The organism is Kocuria rosea subsp. polaris (genome assembly GCF_001483755.1).
In the GTDB taxonomy this organism is placed as follows: Bacteria; Actinomycetota; Actinomycetes; order Actinomycetales; family Micrococcaceae; genus Kocuria; species Kocuria cellulosilytica.
Genome location: NZ_LQBK01000005.1, coordinates 116,369 through 140,509, shown reverse-complemented (window position 1 = coordinate 140,509; position 24,141 = coordinate 116,369). Strand labels below are relative to the sequence as shown.

Sequence of the window (24,141 nt, the reverse complement as noted above, 5' to 3'; positions counted from 1 at the left end):
TCGGCCCGCTCCCTAGGCTCGGAGCATGAGCACAGAGCAGAACCTCCGCGGGGCCACCGGAGCACACACAACCGACGGGACCCCCCACGGGTTCACGTCCCTGACCCCCTTCATCGCGGTGGTCGACGCCGCCGCGGCGATCGACTTCTGCACCCGCGTCTTCGGGGCCGTCCTCGTCGACCGCACCGACATGCCGGGGGCCGACGGGACGCCCGTCGTCGTGCACGCCACCCTCGACCTCGGCGCCGGACGTCTCCAGCTGGGCGAGGTGAACCCCGACTTCCACCTCGTCCCGCCGCCCGCGGGCGACGACGACTGCTACTCCCTGGGCCTCTACGTCCCGGACGTCGATGCCGTGGTGGCGCGCGCCGTGGCCGCCGGCGCCACCGTCCGCGAACCCGTCAGCACGTTCGTCTCCGGCGACCGCTTCGGCAGCATCCGGGACCCGTTCGGCGTCCGCTGGTCGGTCATGACCCGGGTCGAGGACCTCTCCCCGGAGCAGAGCAGCGCCCGTGTCGCCGAGTGGGCGGAGTCCGCGGGACAGGCGTGAACCGGCTTGCGGCGCAGACGCCCCGGGAGCCGGCGGCCGGGCGTGGAGCTCCGGGGCAGTGTCCTCCGGGTCGCGCTCCGAGCGGGAGATCCTGCCGTGTGCACCGGGCTGCGGTGTCGTCCCCGGCGCCAGGACTCGCTCGCCGCGGGGCCGAACCTCGGCGGGCGAGGGCCCGGGGCCCGCGCGCGAACTCCTCGGACGCGTGCGGGCCCCGGTCTCCGGGACGGGTGCCGGCCGCGGCTCTCCGCTCCGCGGCCGGCACCGTCAGCTTCTCCCTGTGTCCCGGTGATCCCCTCGCACCGATCAGCCAACCAGCTCGTGCTGAACGCGAGCTGAGGCGGGGTGACCGCGCGGGGTCCCGGCGCCGCCGTCCGTTCGTGCCGCCGCCGGCGCGCCGGCTCAGGAGCCGGCGAACCAGAAGTCGCCGAAGTCGTACTTGAGCACCCGGTAGGCGAAGTCGTTCTCGGTCGCCCCCTCGAGGGCGTAGCCGTAGCGGGCGACGACCTCGCGCTGGGCGTCGTACTCGGCGAACGTCAGGGCCTGGCCACTGTTGATCACGAGCGGGCCGCCGAGGTCCTGCACGTTGCTGACGATCGCGGAGTAGGGAACGGGAACGGTCTCGACCTCGGTGTAGGTCCCGGCGTTCTCGTCGACGAGGTACTTCCGGTACTCCGAGCGGAGGGAGGGGTCCGCCGTGGACACCGGGGAAGTCCCAACGGGCACAGGGGCCGTGTAGTCCGGACGGCTTCTCATGCTCCAGAACGAGTTGTCGAACATCGTGAGGTAGTACTGGCCGTCCGCCAGCGCCGCGTCGTCGAGGCGCACCACCGAGTGCTGCCCGCCGGTGTCGGGGAAGTTCCCCGCCTTCTCGAGGAGGAGACCCTCGGCGTCGCTGCCGGCCCAGACCTCGCGCTGGCCGATGATGTAGTCGATCGCGGGGCTCCCGTGGACGTCGTCGACCTTCAGGATCGCGGAGGTCTCCCGCGCGCTGACGATCACGGAGTCGCCGTCCGCGGACCAGTCGACCGAGTTGAGGTGCAGCCAGTCGTCCACCCCGTTCGGACCGTAGGGCTGGGTGCGGGACTTGTAGTCGGCGAGGAGCTCCGTGAAGTCGACCGTCTTCCCGTAGGTCCCGGTCTCCAGGTCCAGGGACACCAGTACGTCCTCCACGCTGCCCTTGGCGGTCTCCGTGGCCAGGGTCACGACCTTGCCGTCGTCGGTGATGTCGAAGTCGTGGTGCATCTCGTAGCCCGTCAGGACGTAGGTGGCCATGACCCGGCCGAGACCGTCGATGCGGGCCACCTGGTTCTTCCCGACGGTGGTCACCATGGTGTCGCCGTAGAACTCCAGGCGGTCCGTGCGGTAGCCGTCGAGGTCGAACTCGGCGCGCAGCACCCCCGCGTTGTCGTAGAGCAGGGTGTAGTCGACGTGGCGCTTCAGGCCCATGACAGCGAACAGTCCGTCGGTGAGCTCCTCGGCGTTCCCCACCACGGTGCGGTCGAGAGTCGTGCGGTCGCCCGACGCGCTCGGCGGAGCGGTCACGGTGAACGAGAACTCCACGGGTTCGCCGTCGTCGGGCTGCCAGGTGGTGGTCACGGTGTTCTCGGCGCCCGGGACCATCCCGATGAGCTGCCCCTCGAACGACGCGGCACTCGGGTCGTGGTCCTTCGCGACGCGCGTGAAGTCCTCGGTGCCGGGAGAGCTCACGGTGTAGGCCAGGGTGCCGTTGTCCTCGGTCTCGAACTGGGCGTAGACGCCCGTGGTGTTGGTGCCGAAGGGGTTGAGCACGAGCAGGGGGTCGTCCGGGGCCGAGCCCAGGGTCTGCAGGTCGTCCAGCGCGGCGTCGACCACCTGCTGCACGTCCAGGGCGAAGCCACGAGGCTCCACGGGCACGCCGTTGCGGGCCACCGAGACGGTGTAGAGATTCGCGTCCGCCTCCGGATAGGTCTCGGCCGTGGCGACCAGCTCGTTGGCGGCGGGCACGAGCGGAGGCGCATCAGGCTGCCGCAGGAGCGTCGGCGGTGGGGCCGCGAGGGCCGGAGCCCCCGACACGACCAGGGCGGCCGCCGTGAGAAGGGTGACGGAACGAGCGCGGGATCTGTTCGACATCTCGGACTCCTGGCGGTGGGCGCGGCGGTCAAGTCCGGCCGAGTGTAACCACCGAACCCCCCTCTGATAAGGGGCGATGCATTTGCGGCGGCTAACGTCCCACCTCGGGGGCGGGTCGGCGGCGCGGCATGACCCCGGATGACCTCCCGTGGGCCCGAATTCCCCTCATGCTTCCTCGCCAGACTCGCACTGGTCCGCGCAGTCGCGCAGCCGCGCCACCAGCTCCTGCGCCGCCGGGTCCTGGTCGAACTCGCTCACCACGAGGCGCCGGACACCGGAGCTCTCCTGGACCTCGATCACGTAGGACTGCTGGTCGGCCGTGCCGCGGCGGGCCGTCGGGGCGGTCGGTTCCAGCCGGTGCGCACGGACGGTCTCGAAGAGGTCCAGGAGCGCGTCCTGCTGCGCCCGGGGCAGGGACTCGGTCTCGAAGCTCCGCTCCACGGCCAGCCCGGGGAAGTACGCGATGCCTCCCTCGCGGCGGTAGCTGACTCTCGCCATGAACGGCACCGTCCCTCCGTAGGACGCGGGTGGCCCGGGCCGGTCTCCGCGGGGACCGGCGGGGCCGGTGGGGAATCAGTTCCCGACTATACCCGTGGCGCCCTTCCTGGTCAGGCGCCAACACCCGTCCGCCCCCTCGAAGTCGGACATGGCACCCGTGGCGACGTCCCCCGCGAGCGTGCCGGCGTACCGCGCCGAGCCGGCGTCGAAGGACAGGAGCAGGGTGCTGTCCTGCTGGTGCCACCTGCCGGTCAGGTCGCCGGTGAAGGATCCGTCCTCGTGGAACGTCAGGGGCGTCTGCGCGTAGGTGTCCGTGCAGCCCCAGCTGTAGTGGAGCACCCACTCGTCCGCGAGGGCGCCCACCGCCCGGGTCGCCTCGGGCGCGACTCCCACCTGCTGCCACGCGTCCGCCACCACGTCCCGCTCCGCGGGGCCGTACAGGGTGACGGCGTGCTTGACGGTGAGGCCCGCGAAGTCCTTGAACTGCGCGGTCCACCGCAGGCGCCGCAGCTCGGGGTCCCGCATCGCGGCGTACCAGATCCGGCCGGCCCGGTCCCAGCTGTAGCCGCCCAGCCCGATCGCCGCGAGGCAGAAGGCCCGGTTCGGGATGCCGGAGTTGATGTGCACCCCGCCGTTGTCGTCCAGGGTGTGCACGAACCGGGACATGTGGTCCGGCTGCGGGTCCTTGCCGAGCACGTCGTCGTCGAACGCGGTGCCGGGTGCCTTCATCGACCGGAGACCGACACCGTCGACGGCGCTCGTGAAGAGACCGGCGCCGATGATCCAGTCGGCATCGGCCGCGGTCTGCCGGGGATCGGACACGTACTGCTTGACCATGGCCCCGATGACGTCGGAGAAGTGCTCGTTGAGCGCCCCGGACTGGTACATGTACAGCAGGTCGGACTCGTGCGTGGTGATCCCGTGCGCGAGCTCGTGCCCGATGACGTCCACGGCGGCGGTGAAGCGGTTGAAGTACTGGCCGTCACCGTCCCCGAAGATCATCTGCCGGCCGTCCCAGGCCGCGTTGTTGTACTTGTCCTGGTAGTGCACCGTGCCGAGCAGGGGCATGCCGGCGTCGTCGAGGGAGTTGCGGCCGAAGACCTCCTGCATGAGGTCGAACGTGGAGCCCAGCCCCTCGTACGCCTCGTCCACGGCGGGATCCGCGCTGGCGGGATCCCCCTCGGAGCGCACGAGCGTCCCCGGCAGCTCGGCGGTGTTGCCCGCCGAGTACACCCTGCGCTCCCGGTGGGCGGCGGCCTGCGCCGCGACGGAGCGGGCGGTCAGGTCCACGATCAGCCGCTCCGCCCGGACCGTGGTGTCCACGGCCAGTGCAGCCAGCGCGTTCCTGCGGGTCTGCTCGTCCCCGTGCACCGCCATCTGCTCGTGCACGTACGGCGGGATCACACCGCAGAACGGTCCGTGTCCGCCCCGGTGCCCGTGGTCCGTGGTCATCGCCTGTCCACCTCTCCGCATCAGATCCGGTTGCCCGCGGCGTCCAGTTCACCGGGCGACGTCCCCGCGGAGGCAGGCCTTCGCCCGGCGACGTCCGCCGGCTGGCCGGCGCTGCTGTCCACGGGTTCCGGCCCACCGGCGGAGCCCCGTCTGACCAGGTACCAGCAGCCGCCCGGCGAGCCGTCGAAGCAGGACATCGCCCCTGCTCCCGCGCTGCCGGTGACCGTGCCGCCGTACTGCGCGGGGCCGTCGGCGAAGCGGATCAGCAGCGTGCCGTCGTGCTGGCGCCAGGCGCCGGAGAAGCCGCCGCCCGAGAAGGTGCCGTCCGGGTTGAACACAAGGCCCACCCGGCCGTAGTCGTCGGTGCAGCCCCAGCTGAAGTGGAGCACCCACGGACCGGAGATCGTCACTGTTCCGCCTCTTTCCCCGTCCGGAGCGCGTGCACCGGCGGGACCGCTGACCGGGTTTCCCGGGGACCGGGGAACCATGTGCATCGATCATCCCACCAGAGTCCGACGACGTACCGGTCGGCGCGGAAATCAACAGCCGATGCCCTGCGGGTTCTCGAGGCAGTCGTCCGCGTAGTTGCGCACCGTGGAGCGCCAGACGCTGATCGGCACGGGTGCGCTCGCCACGTCGTTGAGCCCTGCCACGGGCAGCCACGGACCGCCCGCCACGGAGTACTCGCCGGAGAACCACGTGGTGAGCGAGACGGCGTAGTCCCCGGTCTCGGTATAGACGTGGCTGGTGTCGGTCTGCACGTCCCACGCCCCCTCCGCGAGCGGGGCGCCGCTGAGCTCCGTGGGGCCGAGCCCGGTGCCGTCCCCGTAGTCCCACGCGTACTGGACGGGAACGGCGCGCACCTGCACCGGGAACCCGCCCAGCTCCGTGCTGAACTGCTGGGGCCGCGCCTCCGCCCAGACGTTGGTGTGCATGCCCCTCAGCGTGTCCGGAGCCGGCTGGACGGCACTGGCCGCGGGCGCGACGGCGAGCGTCCTGAAGTCCTGCAGGGTGAAGGTCGGCAGCTCGACGACCTCCTCGCCGCCCTCCGCCTCGGCGACCGCCACGCACATCGGCTCGCCCCAGGGGGTGTTGAGGTCCACGTCCTGCCGGACGACGACGTTCATGTAGACGCCCTCGCCACCGTCGGCCGTGGTGCAGTTCCGCTCGGCCAGGCAGTCGTCCAGAGCCCCGCCGGTCCGGTTGGTGCAGGGGTTCTGCAGGCCGAACGTCTGCGACTTCGAGCGCGCGATGGCGTCCGGGTTGAACGGCCGGTCGATCCCCTGGTCGCTCAGGTACTGGCGGAGGGCTTTCTGGAAGACGGGATCCTCATCGGGGTCGTAGTCGACCGGGACGGCATTGGAGACGTTGGGGCGAGCAGCTACTACGTCAACAGTTCCTACTTCCCCTTCTGGCACATCTATTTTTAACCGTATTTCATCCTCGTGGGCGACCGCACTGGTACTCTTGGCAGATTTCTGAAGCTTATTAGTTCCAAATATGCCGTCGCCCAGATCCTCATCGGCCACCGCGACCGAAGAGGGCGTCAGAAAAAGAGTAGCCATTATTAGACTCACTAAAGTGGAACGCGACAGAGGGCTCATTACTACGAGCTTCCTGGGATGGGTGCGAGTGTAATATAGACCCATTCCTCATCAGCAAAGTCGAGGTACACCAAGGACGGATCACTTGGCTCGCCCACCGCATTTTTGACGACTTTACCGTGCTTGACTAATTGCCCGGGCTTCCGTGAATATTCAACGACAGGCTTATAGATCCCATCGTTCGCCTCTACGAGATTAGCGTCTTGAATGGTTATCGAGTCACGCCCGCCGACTGTCCAAAAGCCCTCGGCGTAAAGGGCTTCTACGTCTTTAAACTCTGCTTTACATGCCTCACAATGGCGCGATGTGACGTCACGAACGAGCGACGCATCCCCAGTCTCGTAGGCATACCATTTCGCGTCCGACCAGTAGTCGAGGAACGCCTGCGCCCCCTCCCGGGACTCCTCCTTCGCCAGGGCCGGCATGACGGGCTTCGGCACGTTCTTCGCGGGCCCGTCGAGCGAGGCCGGCACATAGTCGTCGGGAGTCGCGTCTGGGTCGGGCGTCGCCGTGCTCGCCGAGGCCGACGGGGCTGCGCTGGAAGGCGACGCCGCGGCGCCGTCGTCGTCGGTGCCGCACCCCGCGAGGAGCAGCGCCGCCAGGGCGGCACCCCCGATCGCCGTGCCGACTGGGTTGGACCGGACCATGGAGTTCCCCGCTTCGCTCTGCCACGCCCCCGACGGACCGGCTGGATGGCTCAGATGGTAAGCGTCCTCCGCCGCGCCGGAGCAACCCCTGTGGACGCCGAAGAACCCGCGTTTTCATGGGGCCAGGTCAGCGCCACCATGGTCGCGACTTCGTTAACGTCAAATTGACCCTAACAGTGTTAGAGTCAATGCAACCTGAAGACCGACGCAAGGGAGGAGGTGACGATGAGCGCGCAGAACGTGGCACTCGCGGTGTCCACCGTCATCTTCGCCGCCCGGGACACCGGCCCCGACGGCCGCAAGGAGCTCTGGCTGCCCCTGGTCCGCCGCATCCGCGATCCCTTCCGCGGGATGTGGGCCCTGCCCGGCGGGCCGCTCCAGCCGCACGAGGACCTCGAGGCCTCCGCCGCCCGCTCCCTGCAGCTCACCACCGGCCTGCAGCCCGGCTACCTCGAGCAGCTCTACGCCTTCGGCGGCCTGACCCGTTCGGCGAACGCCGAGGAGCGCGTCGTCTCGATCGTCTACTGGGCCTCGATCCGCGCGGACCAGGCCTCCGACCTCCACGCCGACCTCAACGTCACGTGGATGCGCACCACCGAGCTGCCGCCCCTGGCCTTCGACCACAGCGACATCGTGGACTACGCCCTCTACCGACTGCGCAACAAGATCACCTACAGCCGCGTGGCGCACTCCTTCCTCGGCGAGACCTTCACGCTCGCCGCACTGCGGGAGGTGCACGAGGCGATCCTCGGCGCTCCCCTGGACCCGGCCAACTTCCGGCGGCAGGTGCTCGCCTCCGGCGCCGTCCTCGACACCGGCACCCGCCTGGAGGGCACCCGCCACCGCCCGCCCCGGCTCTACCGCTACAACTCCGACCTCGACCTCGCCGACCGCACCCCGGCCGGCCGCACCAGCCAGGAGCAGACATGACCTCCGTCGCCACCCGCATCGACCTGCTGACCGAGAAGCCGGCCGACCTCCCGGGCACCGCCCCGGCCACCAGCACCTGCAGCACCGATCTCGCGGCGAGACCGTGGGACTTCGCACCGGCCGTCGCCGCCGGCTACGGCCCCGGGGCCTCCGAGACCGACACGGTGCCCGCCGGCGCCCCCGCCCAGCCCGTGATCCCGGAGGAGTACCAGCACGCCTCCGCCGAGGAGCTCGACCGGCGGATCACCGCCGCCAAGCAGACGCTGGGCGAGCGCGTGGTGGTGCTCGGACACTTCTACCAGCGCGACGAGATCGTGAAGCACGCCGACTTCCTCGGCGACTCCTTCCAGCTGGCCCGCGCCGCGCGGTCGAAGCCGGAGGCCGAGGCCATCGTGTTCTGCGGCGTGCACTTCATGGCCGAGACCGCCGACATCCTCTCCGGCGACCACCAGTCCGTGATCCTGCCCAACCTCGCCGCCGGCTGCTCCATGGCGGACATGGCCGACGAGGACTCCGTCGAGGAGGCCTGGGAGCAGCTCATGGACCTCCTGGGGGAGACCGGCGACGACGACCGGCAGAGCGTGGTCCCCGTGACCTACATGAACTCCTCCGCGGCGCTCAAGGCGTTCTGCGGCCGGCACGGGGGCATCGTGTGCACCTCCTCCAACGCCGCGACCGTCCTGGAGTGGGCGTTCGAGCGCGGGCAGCGCGTGCTGTTCTTCCCCGACCAGCACCTGGGCCGCAACACCGCCAAGGCCATGGGGATCTCCCTGGAACAGATGCCGATGTGGAACCCGAACAAGGACCTGGGCGGGAACACCGCGCAGGACCTGCAGGACGCCCAGGTGATCCTCTGGCACGGCTTCTGCTCCGTGCACCGCCGCTTCACCGTGGCCCAGATCGACAAGGCCCGCGCCGAGCACCCCGGAGTGCGGGTGGTCGTGCACCCCGAGTGCCCCATGCCCGTGGTCGACGCCGCCGACGAGAGCGGCTCCACCGACCACATCCGCAAGGCCGTCGAGGCCGCCGAGCCGGGCAGCACCTTCGCGATCGGCACCGAGATCAACATGGTCAACCGGCTCGCCGACGAGCACCCCGAGCACACGATCTTCTGCCTCGATCCCGTCATCTGCCCGTGCTCCACGATGTACCGGATCCACCCCGGCTACCTCGCGTGGGTGCTCGAGGAGCTCGTCGCCGGGCGCGTGATCAACCGGATCTCCGTGGACGCCGGAACCGCCCGGGACGCCGAGGTGGCGCTCGAGCGGATGCTGGCGGCGCTGCCGCGGTGAGCACGCACCCGGCACCGCGCGTGCTCGTGGTGGGGACCGGCGTCGCCGGTCTCACGGCCGCCCTGGGCGCCGTCCGCCACGGGCTCGACGTGACGTTGCTGAGCAAGGACGCCCTCGACGAGACCAGCACCGCCCGCGCCCAGGGCGGGATCGCGGCCATGACGGCCGGGCTCCCGGCCGGCCAGCGCCGCGACTCCGAGCTGCTCCACGTCCGGGACACCCTCGCCGCCGGGGCGGGGACGTGCGACGACGACGCCGTGCGCGTCCTCGTGCGCGAGTCGGCGGCCGCTGTCGACGAGCTCGTGGCGCGCGGGGTCGGCTTCGACCGCGAGGCCGGAGCGGACTCCCCCTGGCTCGAGGGCCTCGAGGGGGCCCACTCCGTGCCCCGGATCCTGCACGCCGGCGGCGACGCGACCGGCCGCGAGATCCAGCGGGCACTCCTGGCCGCCGCGCTGGCCGCCGAGGCAGCGGGCCGGCTGACGATCTCCCGGCACACCATGCTGGTCGACCTCGTGCTCGGGCCCGGCGGCCGCGCGGCCGGGGCCCTCGTCCTGACGGGTCCCGGGGACCGGCCGCGCGAGCTGACCGCTGACGCCGTGGTGCTCGCCACCGGCGGGGCCGGGCAGCTCTATCCGCACACCACCAACCCGGTCGTGGCCACCGGCGACGGCGTCGCCGCGGCGCTGCGGGCGGGCGCCGCCGTGGCGGACCTCGAGTTCGTGCAGTTCCACCCGACGGCACTGGCGGCCCCGGGCTGCTTCCTGGTCTCCGAGGCCGTCCGCGGCGAGGGCGCGGTGCTGCGGGACGCCACGGGCCGGCGCTATCTCGAGGACGCGCACCCGCTCGCGGAGCTCGCTCCCCGCGACGTCGTGGCCCGCGAGAACGTCCGCCGATCCCTGGCCCAGGGCGGCCGGCCGGTCCTGCTCGACTGCACCCGCATGGCCCCGCCCGGCTCGCACGGGAGCGGCACCACCGCCGAGTTCCTCGCCCGGCGCTTCCCCACGATCGACGCCGCCCTGCGGGCGCACGGCGTCGACTGGTCCCGGGAACCGGTCCCCGTCACTCCGGCGGCCCACTACCTGATGGGCGGCGTGGCCACCGACGGCTTCGGCCGCACCACCGTCCCGGGGCTCTACGCCGTGGGCGAGTGCGCGGCCACCGGCGTGCACGGCGCCAACAGGCTGGCCTCCAACTCGCTGCTGGAGGGAGCCGTCTTCGGGGCCCGCGTGGCCGATGCAGTACAGGCCGACGCGTTTCGCACGGACGCGCCGGGAACCGGCCGGGCGGCCGACGACGCCCCGGTCTGCCTCGTCCTGTCCGGCCGCGCCGAGAGCCTGCCGGCGGCCGGTTGTTCAGGGATCGCGGCCGCCCGGTCCCGGAGCACTGCGCCGTTCGGCTGGAACGCCGTGCCGGTCGACGAGGACACCGAGACGGTCGACGCAAAGGCTGTGCCGTTCGACGGGAAGACCGCGCCGTTCGACCGCGCACAGTTCCAGGACGCGATGTGGGCGGGCGCCGGCGTGCTGCGCGACCGCGCGGGGCTCGAGGCACTGTCCCGGCGGCTGGCCGGCTTCCGCCCACCGGCCGGCCTCTCCCGCCGCGCGGTCGAGGACCGGAACCTGCTGACCGTGGGCCGCGCCGTGACCGCCGCGGCCCTGCACCGCACCGAGTCCCGCGGGGCACACTTCCGCGAGGACTTCCCGGCCTCCGACCCCGCCCGCGCGCGACGCACGTTCTGGCTCCTGGAGTCCGTCCCGAGCACGACCCCCCACCACGCTCCGACCAGCGAACATGTCGATGCCGGCATGTTCGACATCCCGGAGAGGATCCCCGCATGCTGACCCGAGCCGCCATCACCGAGGTCGTGGAGCGGGGGCTCGCCGAGGACGCCCCCTGGGGCGACATCACCTCCGAGCACCTCATCCCCGCCGGCACCACCGCCCGGGCCGAGCTCGTGGCGCGCGAACCCGGCGTCTTCTCCGGCGGCCAGGTCTTCGCCGCGACGTTCGCCGCCGCGGACCCCGCCGTGGCCGTCGAGCTGGTCCGCGCCGACGGCGACCGGTTCGAGGCCGGGGACACGCTGGCCGTGGTGACCGGTCCCGCCCGGGCGGTGCTGACCGGCGAGCGCGTGGCCCTCAACCTCACCCAGCGGATGTGCGGGATCGCCACGCTGACCGCCCGCTACGTCGCCGCCGTCGAGCAGACGGTCGCCCGCGTGGAGCAGGCCGCGAACCTCCCGCCCGGCACGATCACCCGGACCCGGGTGGCCGACACGCGCAAGACCACCCCGGGGCTGCGGGTGCTCGAGAAGCACGCCGTGCTCAGCGGGGGCGGGCACAACCACCGGCACTCCCTCTCCGACGCCGTGATGGCCAAGGACAACCACCTGGCCCTGCTCACGGCCGACGGCACCGACCTGGCCGGCGCCCTGCGGCAGCTGCGCCGCCGCCTCCCCCACACGGTGCACCTCGAGGTGGAGGTGGACCGCCTCGACCAGATCGAGGCGGTCCTGGCCGGCGGCGCGGACACGGTCCTGCTGGACAACTTCTCGGTGGACGACCTCGTGAGCGGTGTGGCGATCATCGACGGCCGGGCGACCGTGGAGGCCTCCGGCGGCGTGAGCCTGGAGACCGTCGGGGACATCGCGGCCACCGGGGTGGACGTCATCTCGGTGGGCGCGCTCACCCACTCCGCCCGGAACCTGGACCTCGGTCTCGACATCGGGCTCGGCCACCGCCCCGGCACCGGGACGGGATGACCGTGCTGTACCTCGACTCGGCCGCGACCACCCCGGTCCGGCGGGAGGTGCTGGAGGCCATGTGGCCCTACCTCACGCAGGAGTTCGGCAACGCCTCGAGCCACCACGAGGCGGGCCGGCGGGCCCTCGCCGGCCTCGACCGGGCCCGGGCGACGGTGGCGCAGGTGCTGAACTGCCGTCCCGCCGAGGTCGTGTTCACCTCCGGCGGGACCGAGGCGGACAACCTCGCCGTGAAGGGCATCGCCCTGGGGCGCCGGGACCGGGACCCGGCGCGCACGCACGTGGTGACGAGCGCGGTGGAGCACTCCGCCGTGCTCGGCTCGGCCCGTGACCTGGCCCGCTGGGACGGCTTCGAGCTCACCGAGCTGGGCGTGACCGCCGAGGGACTCGTGGAGCCCGATTCCCTCGCGGGGGCTGTTCGTGCGGGCACCGCGGTGGTATCCGTGATGCATGCGAACAACGAGACGGGTGCGGTCCAGGAGATCGCCGAACTGGCTGCGGTGGCTCGGGCGCGGGACGTCCCGTTCCATACGGATGCGGTCCAGGCGGCCGGGGCGCTGGAACTGGACGTACAAGCGCTCCACGTGGCGGCGCTGAGCCTCGCCGGGCACAAGATCGGCGGGCCCAAGGGCACCGGGGTGCTGTACCTGCGCCGGGGCACCCCGCTGCGCCCGCTGCTGAGCGGCGGCGGGCACGAGCGCGGCCGGCGCTCCGGGACCTCGGACGTGGCCGGCGCCGTGGGCTTCGCCACGGCCCTGCGGCTCGCGGCGGAAGAGCGCCCGGAGCGGGCGGTGCGGCTCGCCGGGCTGCGGGACCGGCTGATCGCCGGGATTCTGTCCGCGGTCCCCACGGCGGTGCTGACCGGACCGGACCCGCGGGAGCGTCCGGCGGCGCGGCTGCCCGGGAACGCCTCGTTCTGCTTCCCCGGCGTCAACGGCGAGACGGTCCTCGTGGACCTGGAGGCGCGCGGGCTGCTCGTCTCCTCGGGCTCGGCCTGTTCCGCCGGGGACACCGAGCCCTCCCACGTGCTGACCGCCATGGGGATCCCGGCCGAGGTCGCCACCACCGCGGTCCGGTTCACCCTGTCCGCCGAGGTGACCCCGGAGCAGGTGGACGGGATCGTGGCGGCGGTCCGGGACGTCGTCGGGCGCCTGGGCGCCCCGCGCGGCTGAACGGGCTCAGCCGGCCGGGACCGGGTGCTGCACCCCGTCGTGCACGACCGCCAGGACCGGCTCGCCCTTCTCCTCCACGGTCCGCATGCTCTCCGGCACCGGGGTCCACGAGGGATCGGGGCAGGACTGGGGCGCGGGACCCTCGGGAACGGCGCTCGAGGCGCCCCGGCCGTCGAAGCCCTCCAGCCGGAAGCCGACGACCTTCCCCCACAGCGCGCCCGGCGCGCTGGCGATCCCCCGGGTCTCGGTGACCACCAGGTCCGTCCGCTGCACCAGGACCTCCGAGCCCCCCGGGCCGGCGCACTCCCACGAGATCGCGGTCACCGACTCGGACTCGGCCACGAACTCGAGCGAGGCCGCGTTGGCCTGCAGCGTCGCCTCGTTCCAGCCGAGCGCGGCCATGGCGTCGGCGCCGGTCACCCAGCCGGTGCCGTCCTCGTGGAGCTGCGTGGCCGCCCAGGCCGGCACCGTCAGCCCGATCGACGCCCCCGCCGCCGCGAGAGCCGCCAGGACCACGAACACCTTCTGCATGTGCTTCCCCATTCCCCTGTCCCCCGGCACCGGGGAGATCCTCCCGGGCCGTTTTCCCGAACGCTAATGCAGTCGCGAGGACGGATCCAGCGGCGTGACCCTTCTGTGACCCCCGTCCGACCTGCGACGACACGTTCCCGGCCTCGCCGTGCCGCGCTCAGGCCGCGGCACCCCGCTCGACGGGCACCGGGTGCGCCACACCCTCGTGGACGATCTCCAGGGCGGGGCCCGTCTGCTCCTGCGCCCGCTCGGTGGACCGCGGCACCCGGGACCACGCCCCGGGCTCGTGCTCGCTCCCGTGCTCACGCCCGTTCTCACTCCCGGGGCAGGCGTCGAGCTCCGGGCCCTCGACCACCGAGACGGCCACGGCGTCCGCGGCGAAGCCCTGCAGCTCGAAGCCCGTGACGGCACCGGTCACGGAGCTCCGCTGCACGGTGGCGACCAGGTCCGCCCGGGACGTCGTCGTCGTCCGCCGCTCCTGCACGGCCACGGCACCCGTGGCCTCCTGCACGCACTCCCACGTGGCCGTGGCCACGGTGACGGTCTCGGCGACGAGGTCGAGCTCCGCGGCGGAGGTCTGCAGCCGGCCGTCGGTCCAGTCCACGGCCCGCAGGACGTCGTCCCGGCCCACGGAGCCCGTGCCGTCGGCGTGCAGCGTCACGGCCGCCTCGGCCGGCACGGTCAGCCCGATGGAAGCGGCCGTCGCGGCGGTCAGCACGCAGACCGGCAGCGTCTTGTTCACTCGTTCTCCCCTCGTCCCTCCTGTCCCCCGACAGGAGTCCGGCGATCAGGCCGTGCAGGGGAGGCTAGATGAGAAGCGGTGGAGGCGTCCAGCGCCGCGGCCCGCCCGGCCGCCCAGGGGGCGTGGTGCCGGCCGCGCGTGCGCCTCAGCCGGCGGCCTGCTCGCGCAGCACGTTCTTGCGGATCTTGCCGGACGCGGTGCGCGGCATCTCCGCCACGAGACTCAGCGTCTTGGGCACCTTGTAGCGGGCGAGCCGCCCGGCCAGGTGCTCCTGGATCGCGTCCGCGGTGACCTCCTGGCCCTCCCGGGGCACGACGACGGCGTGCGGCACCTCGCCCCACTTCTCGTCGGGCACGCCGATGACCGCCACGGCGGCCACCTCCGGCAGCTCGAGGATGGCCGCCTCGACCTCCGCCGGGTAGATGTTCTCCCCGCCGGAGATGATCATGTCCTTGATCCGGTCCGAGACGAACAGATAGCCGTCCTCGTCGAGGTAGCCCAGGTCCCCGGAGTGGAACCACTCCCCCTCGAAGGAGCCCGCCGCATCGGGGCGGTTCCAGTACTCCCGGATGACGTTGGGCCCCGAGAGCAGGATCTCCCCCGCCTCGCCGGGTCCCGCGGGCTCCCCGGCCGCGTCCACGATCCGCACGTCGGAGAAGAAGTGCGGCAGCCCCGAGGAGCCGGCCTTCTCGCGGGACTTCGCCGCCGGCAGGTTGGTGGCGCCCGGCGCGGTCTCCGTCATGCCGTAGCTGGCGGTGAAGGCCAGTCCGCGGCTCTCGTAGGCGTCCAGGACCCGCATGGGCACCGCGGAGCCGCCGCAGGTGAGCTTGCGCAGCGAGGACAGGTCCGTGCTGTCCCAGTCCGGGTGCTCGCACAGCAGCTGATAGGTGGTCGGCACCCCCGACAGCCAGGTGACGCGGTGGGCCTCGATGAGCTCCAGCACCCGGCCGGGCACGAACTTGGACTCGAGCACCAGCGTGGCGCCCTTGAGCAGCGTCGGCAGCACCCCCATCCCGAGCGATGCCACGTGGAACATCGGCGAGATCATGAGCGCGACGTCGTCGGCCGCCACGTCGTAGTCCACCAGGACGTTGACGCAGTTCCAGGTGAAGTTGCCGTGGGTCAGGCAGGCGCCCTTGGGCCGGCCGGTGGTCCCGGAGGTGTACAGGATCACCGCGAGGTCGTCCAGGCCGACCGGGACGTCCTCCGTCCAGGGCTCGGCCGCCCCGATCACCGTCTCGAGGGCGGGCACCCCGTCCACGTCCTCCTCGGCCACGACCCAGCGGGGCACGCGCGCCAGCTCCCTGGCCGCCGGTTCGGCCAGGCCCGTCAGGGCGGCGTCGTGGATCAGCACCGAGACGCCCGCGTCCTCGAGCTGGTAGCGGATCTCCGGGACGGCCAGGCGCGTGTTGAGGGGCACGAGCACCGCGCCGAGCGCCCCCGCCGCGAACATCGTCTCGAGGAAGGCCGGGCTGTTCTCCCCGAGGAAGGCCACCCGGTCCCCGGGGCCCACGCCCTGGCCTGCGAGGGCCGTCGCCAGGCGCCGGGACCGGTCGTGCAGCTCGCGGTACGTCAGCGTGCGCTCGCCGTGGACCACGGCCACCTTGGGGCCGGACTTCTCGAGCCTCCGGACGAGCCAGGATCCCAGTCCCTGATTGCGCATGCGATCGTCTCCTCAAACAGTCGTCAAAGCCAATAGTTGAGAAAATCCACTATTTGTTTCTCAGCGTAGAGAGAGCTGGATCACATTGTCCAGACCCCGGGGCCCGCAGATCCACCGGAGACCCGCCGATTTAGCACCATTCTTCAATGGTTGACATTTTCAATAGATTGCTGTTCCAATGGGTCCACTGTGCGCCGGCCCACACGACCACCGGGACGCCCCCGGGGACCGGAGCCGGCCTGCTCACCGCACCGGCGCCCGACCCCGGTGCCGCGCCCACTCTTTCCGCCCCAGAGCAAGGACCCGCCATGTCAGCAGCACCCGACACCCTGGCGTCCCTGGACGCCCGCACCAGGAACCGAGAGGCGCGCAAGGTCATCTTCTCGAGCTACCTCGGCTCCACCATCGAGTTCTACGACTTCCTGCTCTACGCCTCGGCCTCCGCGCTGGTCTTCCCCTACGTGTTCTTCACCGACCTCGACCCGCTGGCCGGCACGATCGCGGCCTACGGAACCTTCGCCGCCGGCTACCTGGCCCGCCCGCTGGGCGGGGCGGTCTTCGGCCACTTCGGCGACCGCCTGGGCCGCAAGAAGATGCTCATCATCTCGATGCTGATCATGGGCATCGCCTCGACGCTCATCGGACTCATCCCCAGCGCCGCCGTCATCGGCTCCTGGGGAGCGGTCGTCCTGATCCTGCTGCGGGTCTGCCAGGGCATCGCCGTGGGCGGCGAGTGGGGCGGAGCCGCCCTGATGGCCCTGGAGCACTCCGCCAAGGGCAGGCGCGGGTTCGCCGCGTCCTTCACCAACGCCGGAGCGCCCACCGGCGCCGCGCTGGGCACCTTCGTCCTGGGCTTGTTCGCCGCCATGCCGGAGGAGCAGTTCCTCGCCTGGGGCTGGCGCGTCCCGTTCCTGCTGTCCGTGCTGCTGCTGGGCGTGGGCGTCTTCGTGCGCGCCCAGGTGTCCGAGAGCCCGATCTTCCAGGCCGCCCTGGCCAAGGAGGCCGCGGAGGGCCCCACCGTCAAGCGCAAGGTGCCCATCGTGGAGGTGCTCCGCCGGCCCCGCGCCCTGATCTACACGATGCTCGCGGGAGCCTCCGGGTTCGCCCTGCAGGTCTTCCTGGCCACCTTCGCGGTCGCCTACGCGGTCGAGGGCGGCGCCGACCGGCAGCCGGTCCTCTACGCCTTCGCCCTCGCCTCGGTGCTCAGCGTGTTCTTCGTGGTCGGCATGGGCCGCCTGTCCGACCAGCTGGGCCGGCGCCCGGTGATGGTCGTCGGGCTGGCGCTGTTCATCGCCCTGATCCTCCCGATGTTCTCGTGGCTGGCCACCGGCAACGTGCTGCTGATCTTCGCGACCTTCACCATCGGGCTGGCCTGCCACGCCGCGATCTACGGACCGCTGGCGGCGTTCATCTCCGAGCAGTTCGGCACGTCCGCGCGCTACACCGGGGCCTCGCTGGGCTACCAGTTCGCCACCCTGATCGGGGCGGGCTTCACCCCGACGATCCTCGCCTCGATCTACGCGTCCTCCGGGCAGGCCATCGCCCCCGTGGTCTGGTACCTCGCCGGGATGGCCGCGGTCAGCGCGGTGTTCATCCTGCTCACCCGGGAGTCCAAGGACTTCGACCTGGAGACCCACGAGCACTGACCCACGCCGTCGCACGCGCCGCGGCCCCCGCCTGACCGGTCAGGCGGGGGCCGCGGCGGGTGCGGGAGGGGCCGCGCTCAGAAGGCCACCTTCCTCAGCAGCCGGGACAGCTCCTCGCGCTCCGCCGGGGAGAGCGGGGACAGCGACTCCGCGGTGGAGGTCTCCACCAGGGCCCTGGCCCGGTCGTACAGCTCCCGGCCGGCCGCGGTGGGCGCGATGATCTTCGAGCGGCGGTCCCGCGGGTCGGTCCGGCGCTCCACCGCGCCGCGCCGCTCCAGGTCGTCGAGGATGGCCACGATCTGACTGGGGTCCAGCACCAGGAACTGGCTGAGCTCGCGCTGGGTCAGCTGCTCCTCGCCGCAGGCGAGCGCCAGGACCGAGTAGTGGCGCACCTTCAGCTCCAGCTGGGCAAGCTTCCTGTTGGCCGCCGAGGACCCCGTGGACGCGGCGCGGGCCATCAGGAAGACCGGCTCGGCCGTCAGCTCGGCCCCGAGGAGGCGCTCGAGACCCGCGGACGGGTCGGTGGGCGTGGTCATAGCGTCTCTCCTGGGGCCGGGGACCCCAGTCTACGGAGTCCGTGCCCCCAGCATAGATGGAACTTCTTAACCATTGACATTTTCAACGAATGGCGGTGGAATGGTGACGAACCCGGAGCAGTGACGGGCGTCACCCCGTCCGCTGCCGACCAGCGAAGCACCGTCAGCGAAGGAGCCATCCCATGGCACAGGACAGCACCACCTCCCCGAGCACCGCCCCTCTCGCCGGCAAGGTCGCCGTCGTCACCGGCTCCGGCCAGGGCCTGGGGCTCGCCTACGCCCAGGAGCTCGCCCGCCAGGGCGCGGCCGTCGTGATCAACGACGTCGACCAGGCGACCGCCGAGAACGCCGTCGCCTCCATCACCGCCGCCGGCGGGCAGGCCGTGGCCGTCGTCGCCCCGGTGGGCTCCACCGAGACCGCCACCGCCCTCGTCAACGGCGCCGTGGAGGCCTTCGGCCACCTCGACGTCCTCGTGGCCAACGCCGGCGTGCTGCGCGACAAGTCGCTGCTGAAGATGACCGACGAGGACTTCGACCTGGTCATCCAGGTGCACCTGCGCGGCACCTTCACCTGCGCCCGCGAGGCCTACCGGTACTTCAAGGAGAACGGGGTCCCCGGGCGGATCATCGCCATCGGCTCCCCCACCGGCCAGTACGGCAACTTCGGCCAGACCAACTACGCCGCCGCGAAGGCCGGGATCGTGGGCATGGTCCGCACCTGGGCCCTGGAGATGAAGAAGGCCGGCGTCACCGCCAACGCCGTCATCCCCGTGGCCGCCACCGCCATGACCGAGACCATCCCGTTCTTCGCCTCCGCCGTCGAGGCCGACCGCCGCGGCGAGCCCATGCCGGACTTCTTCCGCAAGGACCTCGGCTTCGGCAACGCCGCCGACGTCGCCGGCCTGATCGCCTACCTCGCCTCCGACGACGCCGCGCAGATCACCGGCCAGGCCATCGGCGCCGGCGGCGACCGGCTCCAGGTCTTCAGCCACCCCCGCCCCGTGGTCACCGAGTACCGCGACGGCGGCTGGAGCTTCGAGGCCCTGCGCGAGGCGTTCCCCGCGCTCATCGAGGGCAGCCTCCAGCCGGTCGGCGAGACCCTGCCCCCGCTGCCGGAGGAGCTCAAGCCCGAGTCCGCGACCCCGCAGTCCTAGGAGGCACCGGCATGCGCTACGAATACGGTCTCGACCTCGCGTCCCTGGACGCCATCGACATGCACGTGCACATCGAGTGCTCCGACCACGGGCACCCGTCCCTGCCCTCGGCCCTCACCGAGGCCTCGGCCAAGTACTTCAAGTCCGAGGACCGCTCCCCGTCCCTGGACACCATCGCCGAGCGCTACCGCGAGTGGAGGATGGCCGCCGTCGTCTTCACCGTGGACGCGACCACGGCCCTGGGCCACGAGCCGAACTCCATCGAGGAGATCGCCGAGGGCGCGGCCCGCAACAACGACGTGCTGATCCCCTTCGGCTCCGTGGACCCGCTCCAGGGGCGGACGTCGGTGGAGCGGGCGAAGAAGCTCGTCGAGGAGCACGGCGTCAAGGGCTTCAAGTTCCACCCGTCCCTCCAGGGCTTCGATCCCTCCGACGAGCGGTTCTACCCGCTCTACGAGGCGATCCAGGCCCTGGGCGTGCCGGCCCTGTTCCACACCGGGCAGAACGGCATGGGCGCTGGGCTGCCCGGCGGCGGCGGGATCAAGCTGGCCTACTCGAACCCGCTGCTGCTGGACGCGGTGGCCGCGGACTTCCCCGAGCTGCAGGTCATCATGGCCCACCCCTCGGTGCCGTGGCAGGAGGAGGCCAACTCCATCGCGACCCACAAGGCCAACGTGTGGATCGACCTCTCGGGCTGGTCCCCCAAGTACTTCCCCGAGTCGCTGGTGAAGGCCTCCAACCGGATGCTCCAGGACAAGGTGCTCTTCGGCACCGACTACCCGCTGATCACCCCGCAGAAGTGGCTCGGCGCGTTCGAGCAGCAGTCCTTCACCGACGAGGTCCGCCCCAAGATCCTCAAGGACAACGCGGTGCGCCTGCTGGGCCTGGACGGGGCGCGGGCATGAGCTCGCAGCCCGGGCCGACCCGCCTCTACGCCGACTGCGACCCCTACGGGATCGAGGAAAAGCTGACCGAGGTCGAGAAGGCGCCCCTGCGCCGGCTGCGCCGGGTGCTCGAGGACGAGGTGCGGCCGCTGCTGGCCGAGTACTGGGAGGCCGGGGAGTTCCCCTACCAGGTGGCCCCCTCCCTGCACGCCCTCGACCTCATGACCCCGCCCGAGCTCACGGCCGGCGGCGAGCAGCCCCGGTCCCTGTACCACGGGTTCCGGATCTTCGAGCTGGCCCGCACCGACGCCTCGGTCGCGACGTTCTACACCGCCCAGGCCGGGCTGTTCCGCACGGCCTGCCGTGTGGGCGGCACGCCGGAGCAGTTCGCGCGGTGGGATCCGCTGATCACGTCCTTCGAGATGACCGGGGTGTTCTGCCTGACCGAGCCCGAGCACGGCTCCGACATCGCCGGCGGGCTGGCCACCACGGCCCGGCGCGAGGGCGACGAGTGGGTGCTGACCGGCGCCAAGCGCTGGATCGGCGGCGCCTTCACCGCCGACCACCTGGCCGTCTTCGCCCGCGACGAGGCCGACGGGCAGGTCAAGGGGTTCCTCGTGGACCGCGAGGCCCCCGGCGTGCGGCTGGAGAAGATCGCCGGCAAGACGTCCCTGCGGATGATGCAGAACGCCGACATCCACCTCGACGGCGCGCGGGTGCCCGAGTCCATGCGCCTCGGGAACGTGAACTCGTTCAAGGACGTCGCCGCGATGCTGCGCGTCATGCGCTCGGACGTCGCGTGGATCGCCACCGGCATCCAGGCCGGCGCCTACGAGGCCGCGCTGCGCTACGTGCGCGAGCGCGAGCAGTTCGGCCGCCCGATCGGCGGCTTCCAGCTCGTCCAGGAGAAGCTGGCGCGGATGCTCGGCAACGTCACCGCGTCCCTGACCATGGTCGCCGGGCTCGCCGAACGGCAGCAGGAGGGCGTCTACCGGGACGAGGACTCCGCCCTGGCGAAGATGTGGATCAGCCTGCACATGCGCGAGACCGTCGCCCTGGCCCGGGAGCTCGTCGGCGGCAACGGCATCACCCTGGCCCACGACGTCGCCCGCTTCCACGCCGACGCCGAGGCCGTCTACTCCTACGAGGGCACCCACGAGATCAACGCGCTCGTGGTCGGCCGCTCGATCACCGGGCGGAGCGCGTTCGTCTGAGCCGCCCCGCAGCACACACCACGGACACCACGGACACCACCACGGAGGACACGCCATGACCGAAGCACGGACCCAGCCCCAGACCGTCGTCGCCTTCGACGAGGTCAAGAACCTCGTCGGCAAGAACCTCGGGCACTCCGCCTGGCGCGAGATCACCCAGGAACAGGTGAACACGTTCGCCGACGCCACCGATGACCACCAGTGGATCCACGTGGACCCCGAGCGCGCCAAGGACGGGCCGTTCGGCGCCCCGATCGCCCACGGCTTCCTGACCCTGTCCCTGCTCATCCCGATGTGGTCCGAGCTCTTCGACGTCACCGACGTGAAGACCAAGGTCAACTACGGGCTCGACAAGGTCCGCTTCACCTCCCCCGTCAAGGTCGGCTCGCGGATCCGGATGACCGTGACCATCACCGACGTGCAGGAGGTCAAGGGCAACGGCCTGCACCTCGTGGCCGACGGCACCATCGAGATCGAGGGCGAGGAGCGGCCCGCCGTGGTCGCCACCTTCCTCAACCGGTTCTACGCCTGAGCGCACCGGAGCCCTGACCCGTGCGGGCCCGGGCGACCACGTCCTTCCGTGGTCGCCCGGNNNGTGGCCGACGGGACCATCGAGATCGAGGGCGAGGAGCGGCCCGCACGGGTGTCCTGTCCCGCGAGGCGCCACGGGCGTCCCGTCCCGCGGGTCCGCACGGAGGTCCCGCCCCACGGGGCCACCGGTGCGGAGCGGGTCAGACGGCCGTGGTCTCCTGCACGCACGCCGCCACGGCCTGTGCCACGGCCGGGGCCACCCGGGGGTCCAGGGCCGAGGGCACGATGTGCTCCGCGGTCAGGCCGTCCTCGGCGGCGATCGCCGCGATCGCCTGCGCGGCGGCCAGCTTCATGACCGGGGTGATCCGGGCCGCCCCGGCGTCCAGGGCGCCGCGGAAGATCCCGGGGAAGGCCAGCACGTTGTTGATCTGGTTCGGGAAGTCGGACCGCCCGGTGGCCACCACCGTGGCGTACTTCGCCGCCACCTCGGGCAGAACCTCCGGGTCCGGGTTGGCCAGGGCGAACACGATCGCCTCAGGCGCCAGCTCGGTGAGGTACTCCTCCGGGATCGTCCCGCCGGAGACCCCCACGAACACGTCGGCGCCCTCCAGGGCGTCCTTGGGCCCGCCGATCAGCCCGCGCGGATTGGTGCGCGCCGCGTAGCCGGCCTTGATCGCGTTGAGGTCGTCGCGCTCCCGCGAGACGATGCCGCGGGAGTCCATCAGCACCACGTCGGCGATCCCCTGGGCGAGCAGGATCTCGGTGATCGCGATGCCGGCTGCCCCGGCGCCGGCGATCACGACCTTTAAGCCCTCCAGGTCCTTGCCCACCAGGGTCGCGGCGTTGAGCAGGGCGGCCAGGACGACCACGGCGGTGCCGTGCTGGTCGTCGTGCATCACCGGGATGTCGAGCTCCTCGATGAGACGCTTCTCGATCTCGAAGCAGCGCGGGGCCGAGATGTCCTCGAGGTTCACCGCCCCGAAGGACGGGCGCAGCAGCTTGACCGTGCGCACGATCTCCTCGACGTCCTGGGTGTCGAGCACGATCGGGATCGAGTCGAGATCGGCGAAGGTCTTGAACAGGGCGGCCTTGCCCTCCATCACCGGCAGGGACGCGGCCGGGCCGATGTCCCCGAGCCCGAGCACGGCCGAGCCGTCGGAGACCACGGCCACGAGCCGGCCGGCCCAGGTGTGGGTGTTTGCCATGGCCGGGTCGGCGGCCACCGCCCGGCTCACCTCCGCGACCCCGGGGGTGTAGGCGATCGACAGGTCCCGACGGGTGGCCAGCGGGGACTTCGAGACCACGGAGAGCTTCCCGCCCTCGTGCTTGGCGAAGATCTCCTCGGACGTGATCGGGCCGGGCTGCTGGTTCTCGTCGGTCATGCGCGTTCCTCGTGCTCTCGTCGTTGAGTGCGAACAGGGTCCCGGCCATTGTGCCCCACCGGGGGGACCCGGTTCCCGCTCGTGTGACGCCCCGCGCCCCCGCGGTGCCCGGACGGCGCAGAACCCCGGGACCGCACAGAGCCCCCGGACCGTGCGGTCCGGGGGCTCTGCTCGCGGGTCGGGCTCGCGGCGCCGACGGTGCGGGGTGGGGATCAGATGATGGACCGGCCCCCCGTGCGCGCCTTCTCGAAGCGCTCCTGGACGTCGGCCCAGTTCACGATGTTCCAGAACGCCTTGACGTAGTCCGCCTTGACGTTCTGGTAGTCGAGGTAGAACGCGTGCTCCCACATGTCCAGCTGCAGCAGCGGGATGGTGGCGACCGGCACGCCGTTCTGCTGGTCGTACATCTGCTCGATGACCAGGTTCCCGCCGACGGGCTCGTAGGCCAGGATCGCCCAGCCGGAGCCCTGGATCGTGGTGGCCGCGGAGGTGAAGTGGTCGCGGAAGGCGTCGAAGGAGCCGAAGTGGTCCTCGATCGCCGCGGCGAGCTCACCGGTCGGCTTGTCGCCGCCCTCCGGGGAGAGGTTCTGCCAGAACACCGAGTGGTTCACGTGACCGCCCAGGTTGAACTGCAGGTCCTTGGACAGCTTGGCCGCGGCGGCGCCGTCACCGTTCGCGCGGGCCTCCGCCATCTTCTCCAGGGCGGTGTTGGCCCCGGCCACGTAGGTGGCGTGGTGCTTGTCGTGGTGCAGCTCCATGATCTTCGCGGAGATGTGGGGCTCGAGCGCCGCGTAGTCGTAGGGGAGATCGGGAAGGGTGTACTTCTCGGCCATAGGAGAGTCCTTT

At 71.7% G+C, this 24,141-nt stretch carries 23 protein-coding genes; 11 read left to right on the top strand and 12 right to left on the bottom strand.

Going from position 1 to position 24,141, the window contains the following annotated elements:
- The first annotated feature begins 25 nt into the window (after positions 1-25).
- The gene (locus AVL61_RS05575; RefSeq protein WP_058873364.1) at positions 26-550 is read left to right on the top strand and encodes a VOC family protein; all 525 of its coding nucleotides are present in this window, start codon (positions 26-28) and stop codon (positions 548-550) included.
- Between the two features lie 399 nt (positions 551-949).
- On the opposite strand, the gene AVL61_RS05570 is transcribed toward AVL61_RS05575, so the two are convergent.
- From AVL61_RS05570 to AVL61_RS05545, 6 genes are all read right to left on the bottom strand, one after another.
- Positions 950-2,659, bottom strand: coding sequence for an aryl-sulfate sulfotransferase (locus AVL61_RS05570; protein ID WP_082696985.1), 1,710 nt, complete (start codon positions 2,657-2,659; stop codon positions 950-952).
- 165 nt (positions 2,660-2,824) lie between these two features.
- A complete protein-coding gene (locus tag AVL61_RS05565; RefSeq protein WP_157571302.1) occupies positions 2,825-3,157 on the bottom strand; it encodes a protealysin inhibitor emfourin in 333 nt (110 codons plus the stop codon).
- Between the two features lie 75 nt (positions 3,158-3,232).
- Positions 3,233-4,609, bottom strand: coding sequence for a M4 family metallopeptidase (locus AVL61_RS05560; RefSeq protein ID WP_058873361.1), 1,377 nt, complete (start codon positions 4,607-4,609; stop codon positions 3,233-3,235).
- A gap of 20 nt (positions 4,610-4,629) precedes the next feature.
- The gene (locus AVL61_RS05555; protein WP_058873360.1) at positions 4,630-5,019 is read right to left on the bottom strand and encodes a hypothetical protein; all 390 of its coding nucleotides are present in this window, start codon (positions 5,017-5,019) and stop codon (positions 4,630-4,632) included.
- Between the two features lie 129 nt (positions 5,020-5,148).
- Positions 5,149-6,027, bottom strand: coding sequence for a PKD domain-containing protein (locus AVL61_RS18355; RefSeq protein WP_082696984.1), 879 nt, complete (start codon positions 6,025-6,027; stop codon positions 5,149-5,151).
- 188 nt (positions 6,028-6,215) lie between these two features.
- Entirely contained in the window at positions 6,216-6,860 is a 645-nt protein-coding gene (locus AVL61_RS05545; protein WP_058873359.1) for a DUF6318 family protein, read from the bottom strand.
- A 225-nt stretch (positions 6,861-7,085) separates the two neighbouring features.
- Between AVL61_RS05545 and AVL61_RS05540 the strand changes: the two genes are divergently transcribed.
- The 5 genes from AVL61_RS05540 to AVL61_RS05520 are packed head-to-tail and all read left to right on the top strand — an operon-like array spanning position 7,086 to position 13,012.
- Positions 7,086-7,790 carry an NUDIX hydrolase gene (locus AVL61_RS05540; protein ID WP_058873358.1) on the top strand — a complete coding sequence of 235 codons (705 nt, stop codon included), beginning with the start codon at positions 7,086-7,088 and terminating at the stop codon, positions 7,788-7,790.
- Entirely contained in the window at positions 7,787-9,082 is a 1,296-nt protein-coding gene (gene nadA / locus AVL61_RS05535; RefSeq protein ID WP_058873357.1) for a quinolinate synthase NadA, read from the top strand. Before AVL61_RS05540 ends, nadA begins: the two co-directional genes overlap by 4 nt.
- Positions 9,079-10,923, top strand: coding sequence for an L-aspartate oxidase (locus tag AVL61_RS05530; RefSeq protein ID WP_058873356.1), 1,845 nt, complete (start codon positions 9,079-9,081; stop codon positions 10,921-10,923). The genes nadA and AVL61_RS05530 overlap by 4 nt, the downstream gene beginning before the upstream one ends.
- On the top strand, positions 10,917-11,840 hold the full coding sequence (nadC, locus tag AVL61_RS05525; protein ID WP_058873355.1) for a carboxylating nicotinate-nucleotide diphosphorylase: 924 nt from the start codon (positions 10,917-10,919) through the stop codon (positions 11,838-11,840). Before AVL61_RS05530 ends, nadC begins: the two co-directional genes overlap by 7 nt.
- A gap of 2 nt (positions 11,841-11,842) precedes the next feature.
- A complete protein-coding gene (locus tag AVL61_RS05520; RefSeq protein ID WP_058873387.1) occupies positions 11,843-13,012 on the top strand; it encodes a cysteine desulfurase family protein in 1,170 nt (389 codons plus the stop codon).
- A gap of 6 nt (positions 13,013-13,018) precedes the next feature.
- Here AVL61_RS05520 and AVL61_RS05515 read toward each other — a convergent pair whose 3' ends face one another.
- The 3 genes from AVL61_RS05515 to AVL61_RS05505 form a co-directional block, all read right to left on the bottom strand.
- Positions 13,019-13,555, bottom strand: coding sequence for a hypothetical protein (locus AVL61_RS05515; protein WP_058873354.1), 537 nt, complete (start codon positions 13,553-13,555; stop codon positions 13,019-13,021).
- A gap of 145 nt (positions 13,556-13,700) precedes the next feature.
- On the bottom strand, positions 13,701-14,285 hold the full coding sequence (locus tag AVL61_RS05510; RefSeq protein WP_058873353.1) for a hypothetical protein: 585 nt from the start codon (positions 14,283-14,285) through the stop codon (positions 13,701-13,703).
- Positions 14,286-14,430: 145 nt separating this feature from the next.
- Positions 14,431-15,948: an acyl-CoA synthetase gene (locus tag AVL61_RS05505; protein ID WP_058873352.1), complete on the bottom strand. Its 1,518-nt coding sequence runs from the start codon at positions 15,946-15,948 to the stop codon at positions 14,431-14,433.
- A 308-nt stretch (positions 15,949-16,256) separates the two neighbouring features.
- On the opposite strand from AVL61_RS05505, the gene AVL61_RS05500 reads away from it, so the two are divergent.
- The gene (locus AVL61_RS05500) at positions 16,257-17,594 is read left to right on the top strand and encodes an MFS transporter (protein ID WP_058873351.1); all 1,338 of its coding nucleotides are present in this window, start codon (positions 16,257-16,259) and stop codon (positions 17,592-17,594) included.
- 77 nt (positions 17,595-17,671) lie between these two features.
- Here AVL61_RS05500 and AVL61_RS05495 read toward each other — a convergent pair whose 3' ends face one another.
- Positions 17,672-18,130, bottom strand: coding sequence for a MarR family winged helix-turn-helix transcriptional regulator (locus tag AVL61_RS05495; RefSeq protein ID WP_058873350.1), 459 nt, complete (start codon positions 18,128-18,130; stop codon positions 17,672-17,674).
- 182 nt (positions 18,131-18,312) lie between these two features.
- Here AVL61_RS05495 and AVL61_RS05490 point away from each other — a divergent pair, with 182 nt between their 5' ends.
- From AVL61_RS05490 to AVL61_RS05475, 4 genes are read left to right on the top strand one after another with little or no spacing between them, the layout of a single operon-like run.
- Positions 18,313-19,284 (top strand): SDR family NAD(P)-dependent oxidoreductase, encoded by a 972-nt coding sequence (locus AVL61_RS05490; RefSeq protein WP_058873349.1) that lies wholly within the window; start codon positions 18,313-18,315, stop codon positions 19,282-19,284.
- 11 nt (positions 19,285-19,295) lie between these two features.
- The gene (locus AVL61_RS05485) at positions 19,296-20,189 is read left to right on the top strand and encodes an amidohydrolase family protein (RefSeq protein WP_058873348.1); all 894 of its coding nucleotides are present in this window, start codon (positions 19,296-19,298) and stop codon (positions 20,187-20,189) included.
- Positions 20,186-21,382, top strand: coding sequence for an acyl-CoA dehydrogenase family protein (locus AVL61_RS05480; RefSeq protein ID WP_058873347.1), 1,197 nt, complete (start codon positions 20,186-20,188; stop codon positions 21,380-21,382). Before AVL61_RS05485 ends, AVL61_RS05480 begins: the two co-directional genes overlap by 4 nt.
- Positions 21,383-21,437: 55 nt before the next feature.
- Positions 21,438-21,914, top strand: a complete 477-nt coding sequence (locus AVL61_RS05475; RefSeq protein ID WP_058873346.1) for a MaoC family dehydratase — start codon at positions 21,438-21,440, stop codon at positions 21,912-21,914.
- A gap of 199 nt (positions 21,915-22,113) precedes the next feature.
- On the opposite strand, the gene AVL61_RS05470 is transcribed toward AVL61_RS05475, so the two are convergent.
- Together AVL61_RS05470 and AVL61_RS05465 are read right to left on the bottom strand one after the other, a co-directional pair.
- The gene (locus tag AVL61_RS05470; RefSeq protein ID WP_058873345.1) at positions 22,114-23,295 is read right to left on the bottom strand and encodes an NAD(P)-dependent malic enzyme; all 1,182 of its coding nucleotides are present in this window, start codon (positions 23,293-23,295) and stop codon (positions 22,114-22,116) included.
- A 212-nt stretch (positions 23,296-23,507) separates the two neighbouring features.
- Positions 23,508-24,128, bottom strand: a complete 621-nt coding sequence (locus tag AVL61_RS05465; RefSeq protein WP_058873344.1) for a superoxide dismutase — start codon at positions 24,126-24,128, stop codon at positions 23,508-23,510.
- Positions 24,129-24,141 lie beyond the last annotated feature (13 nt).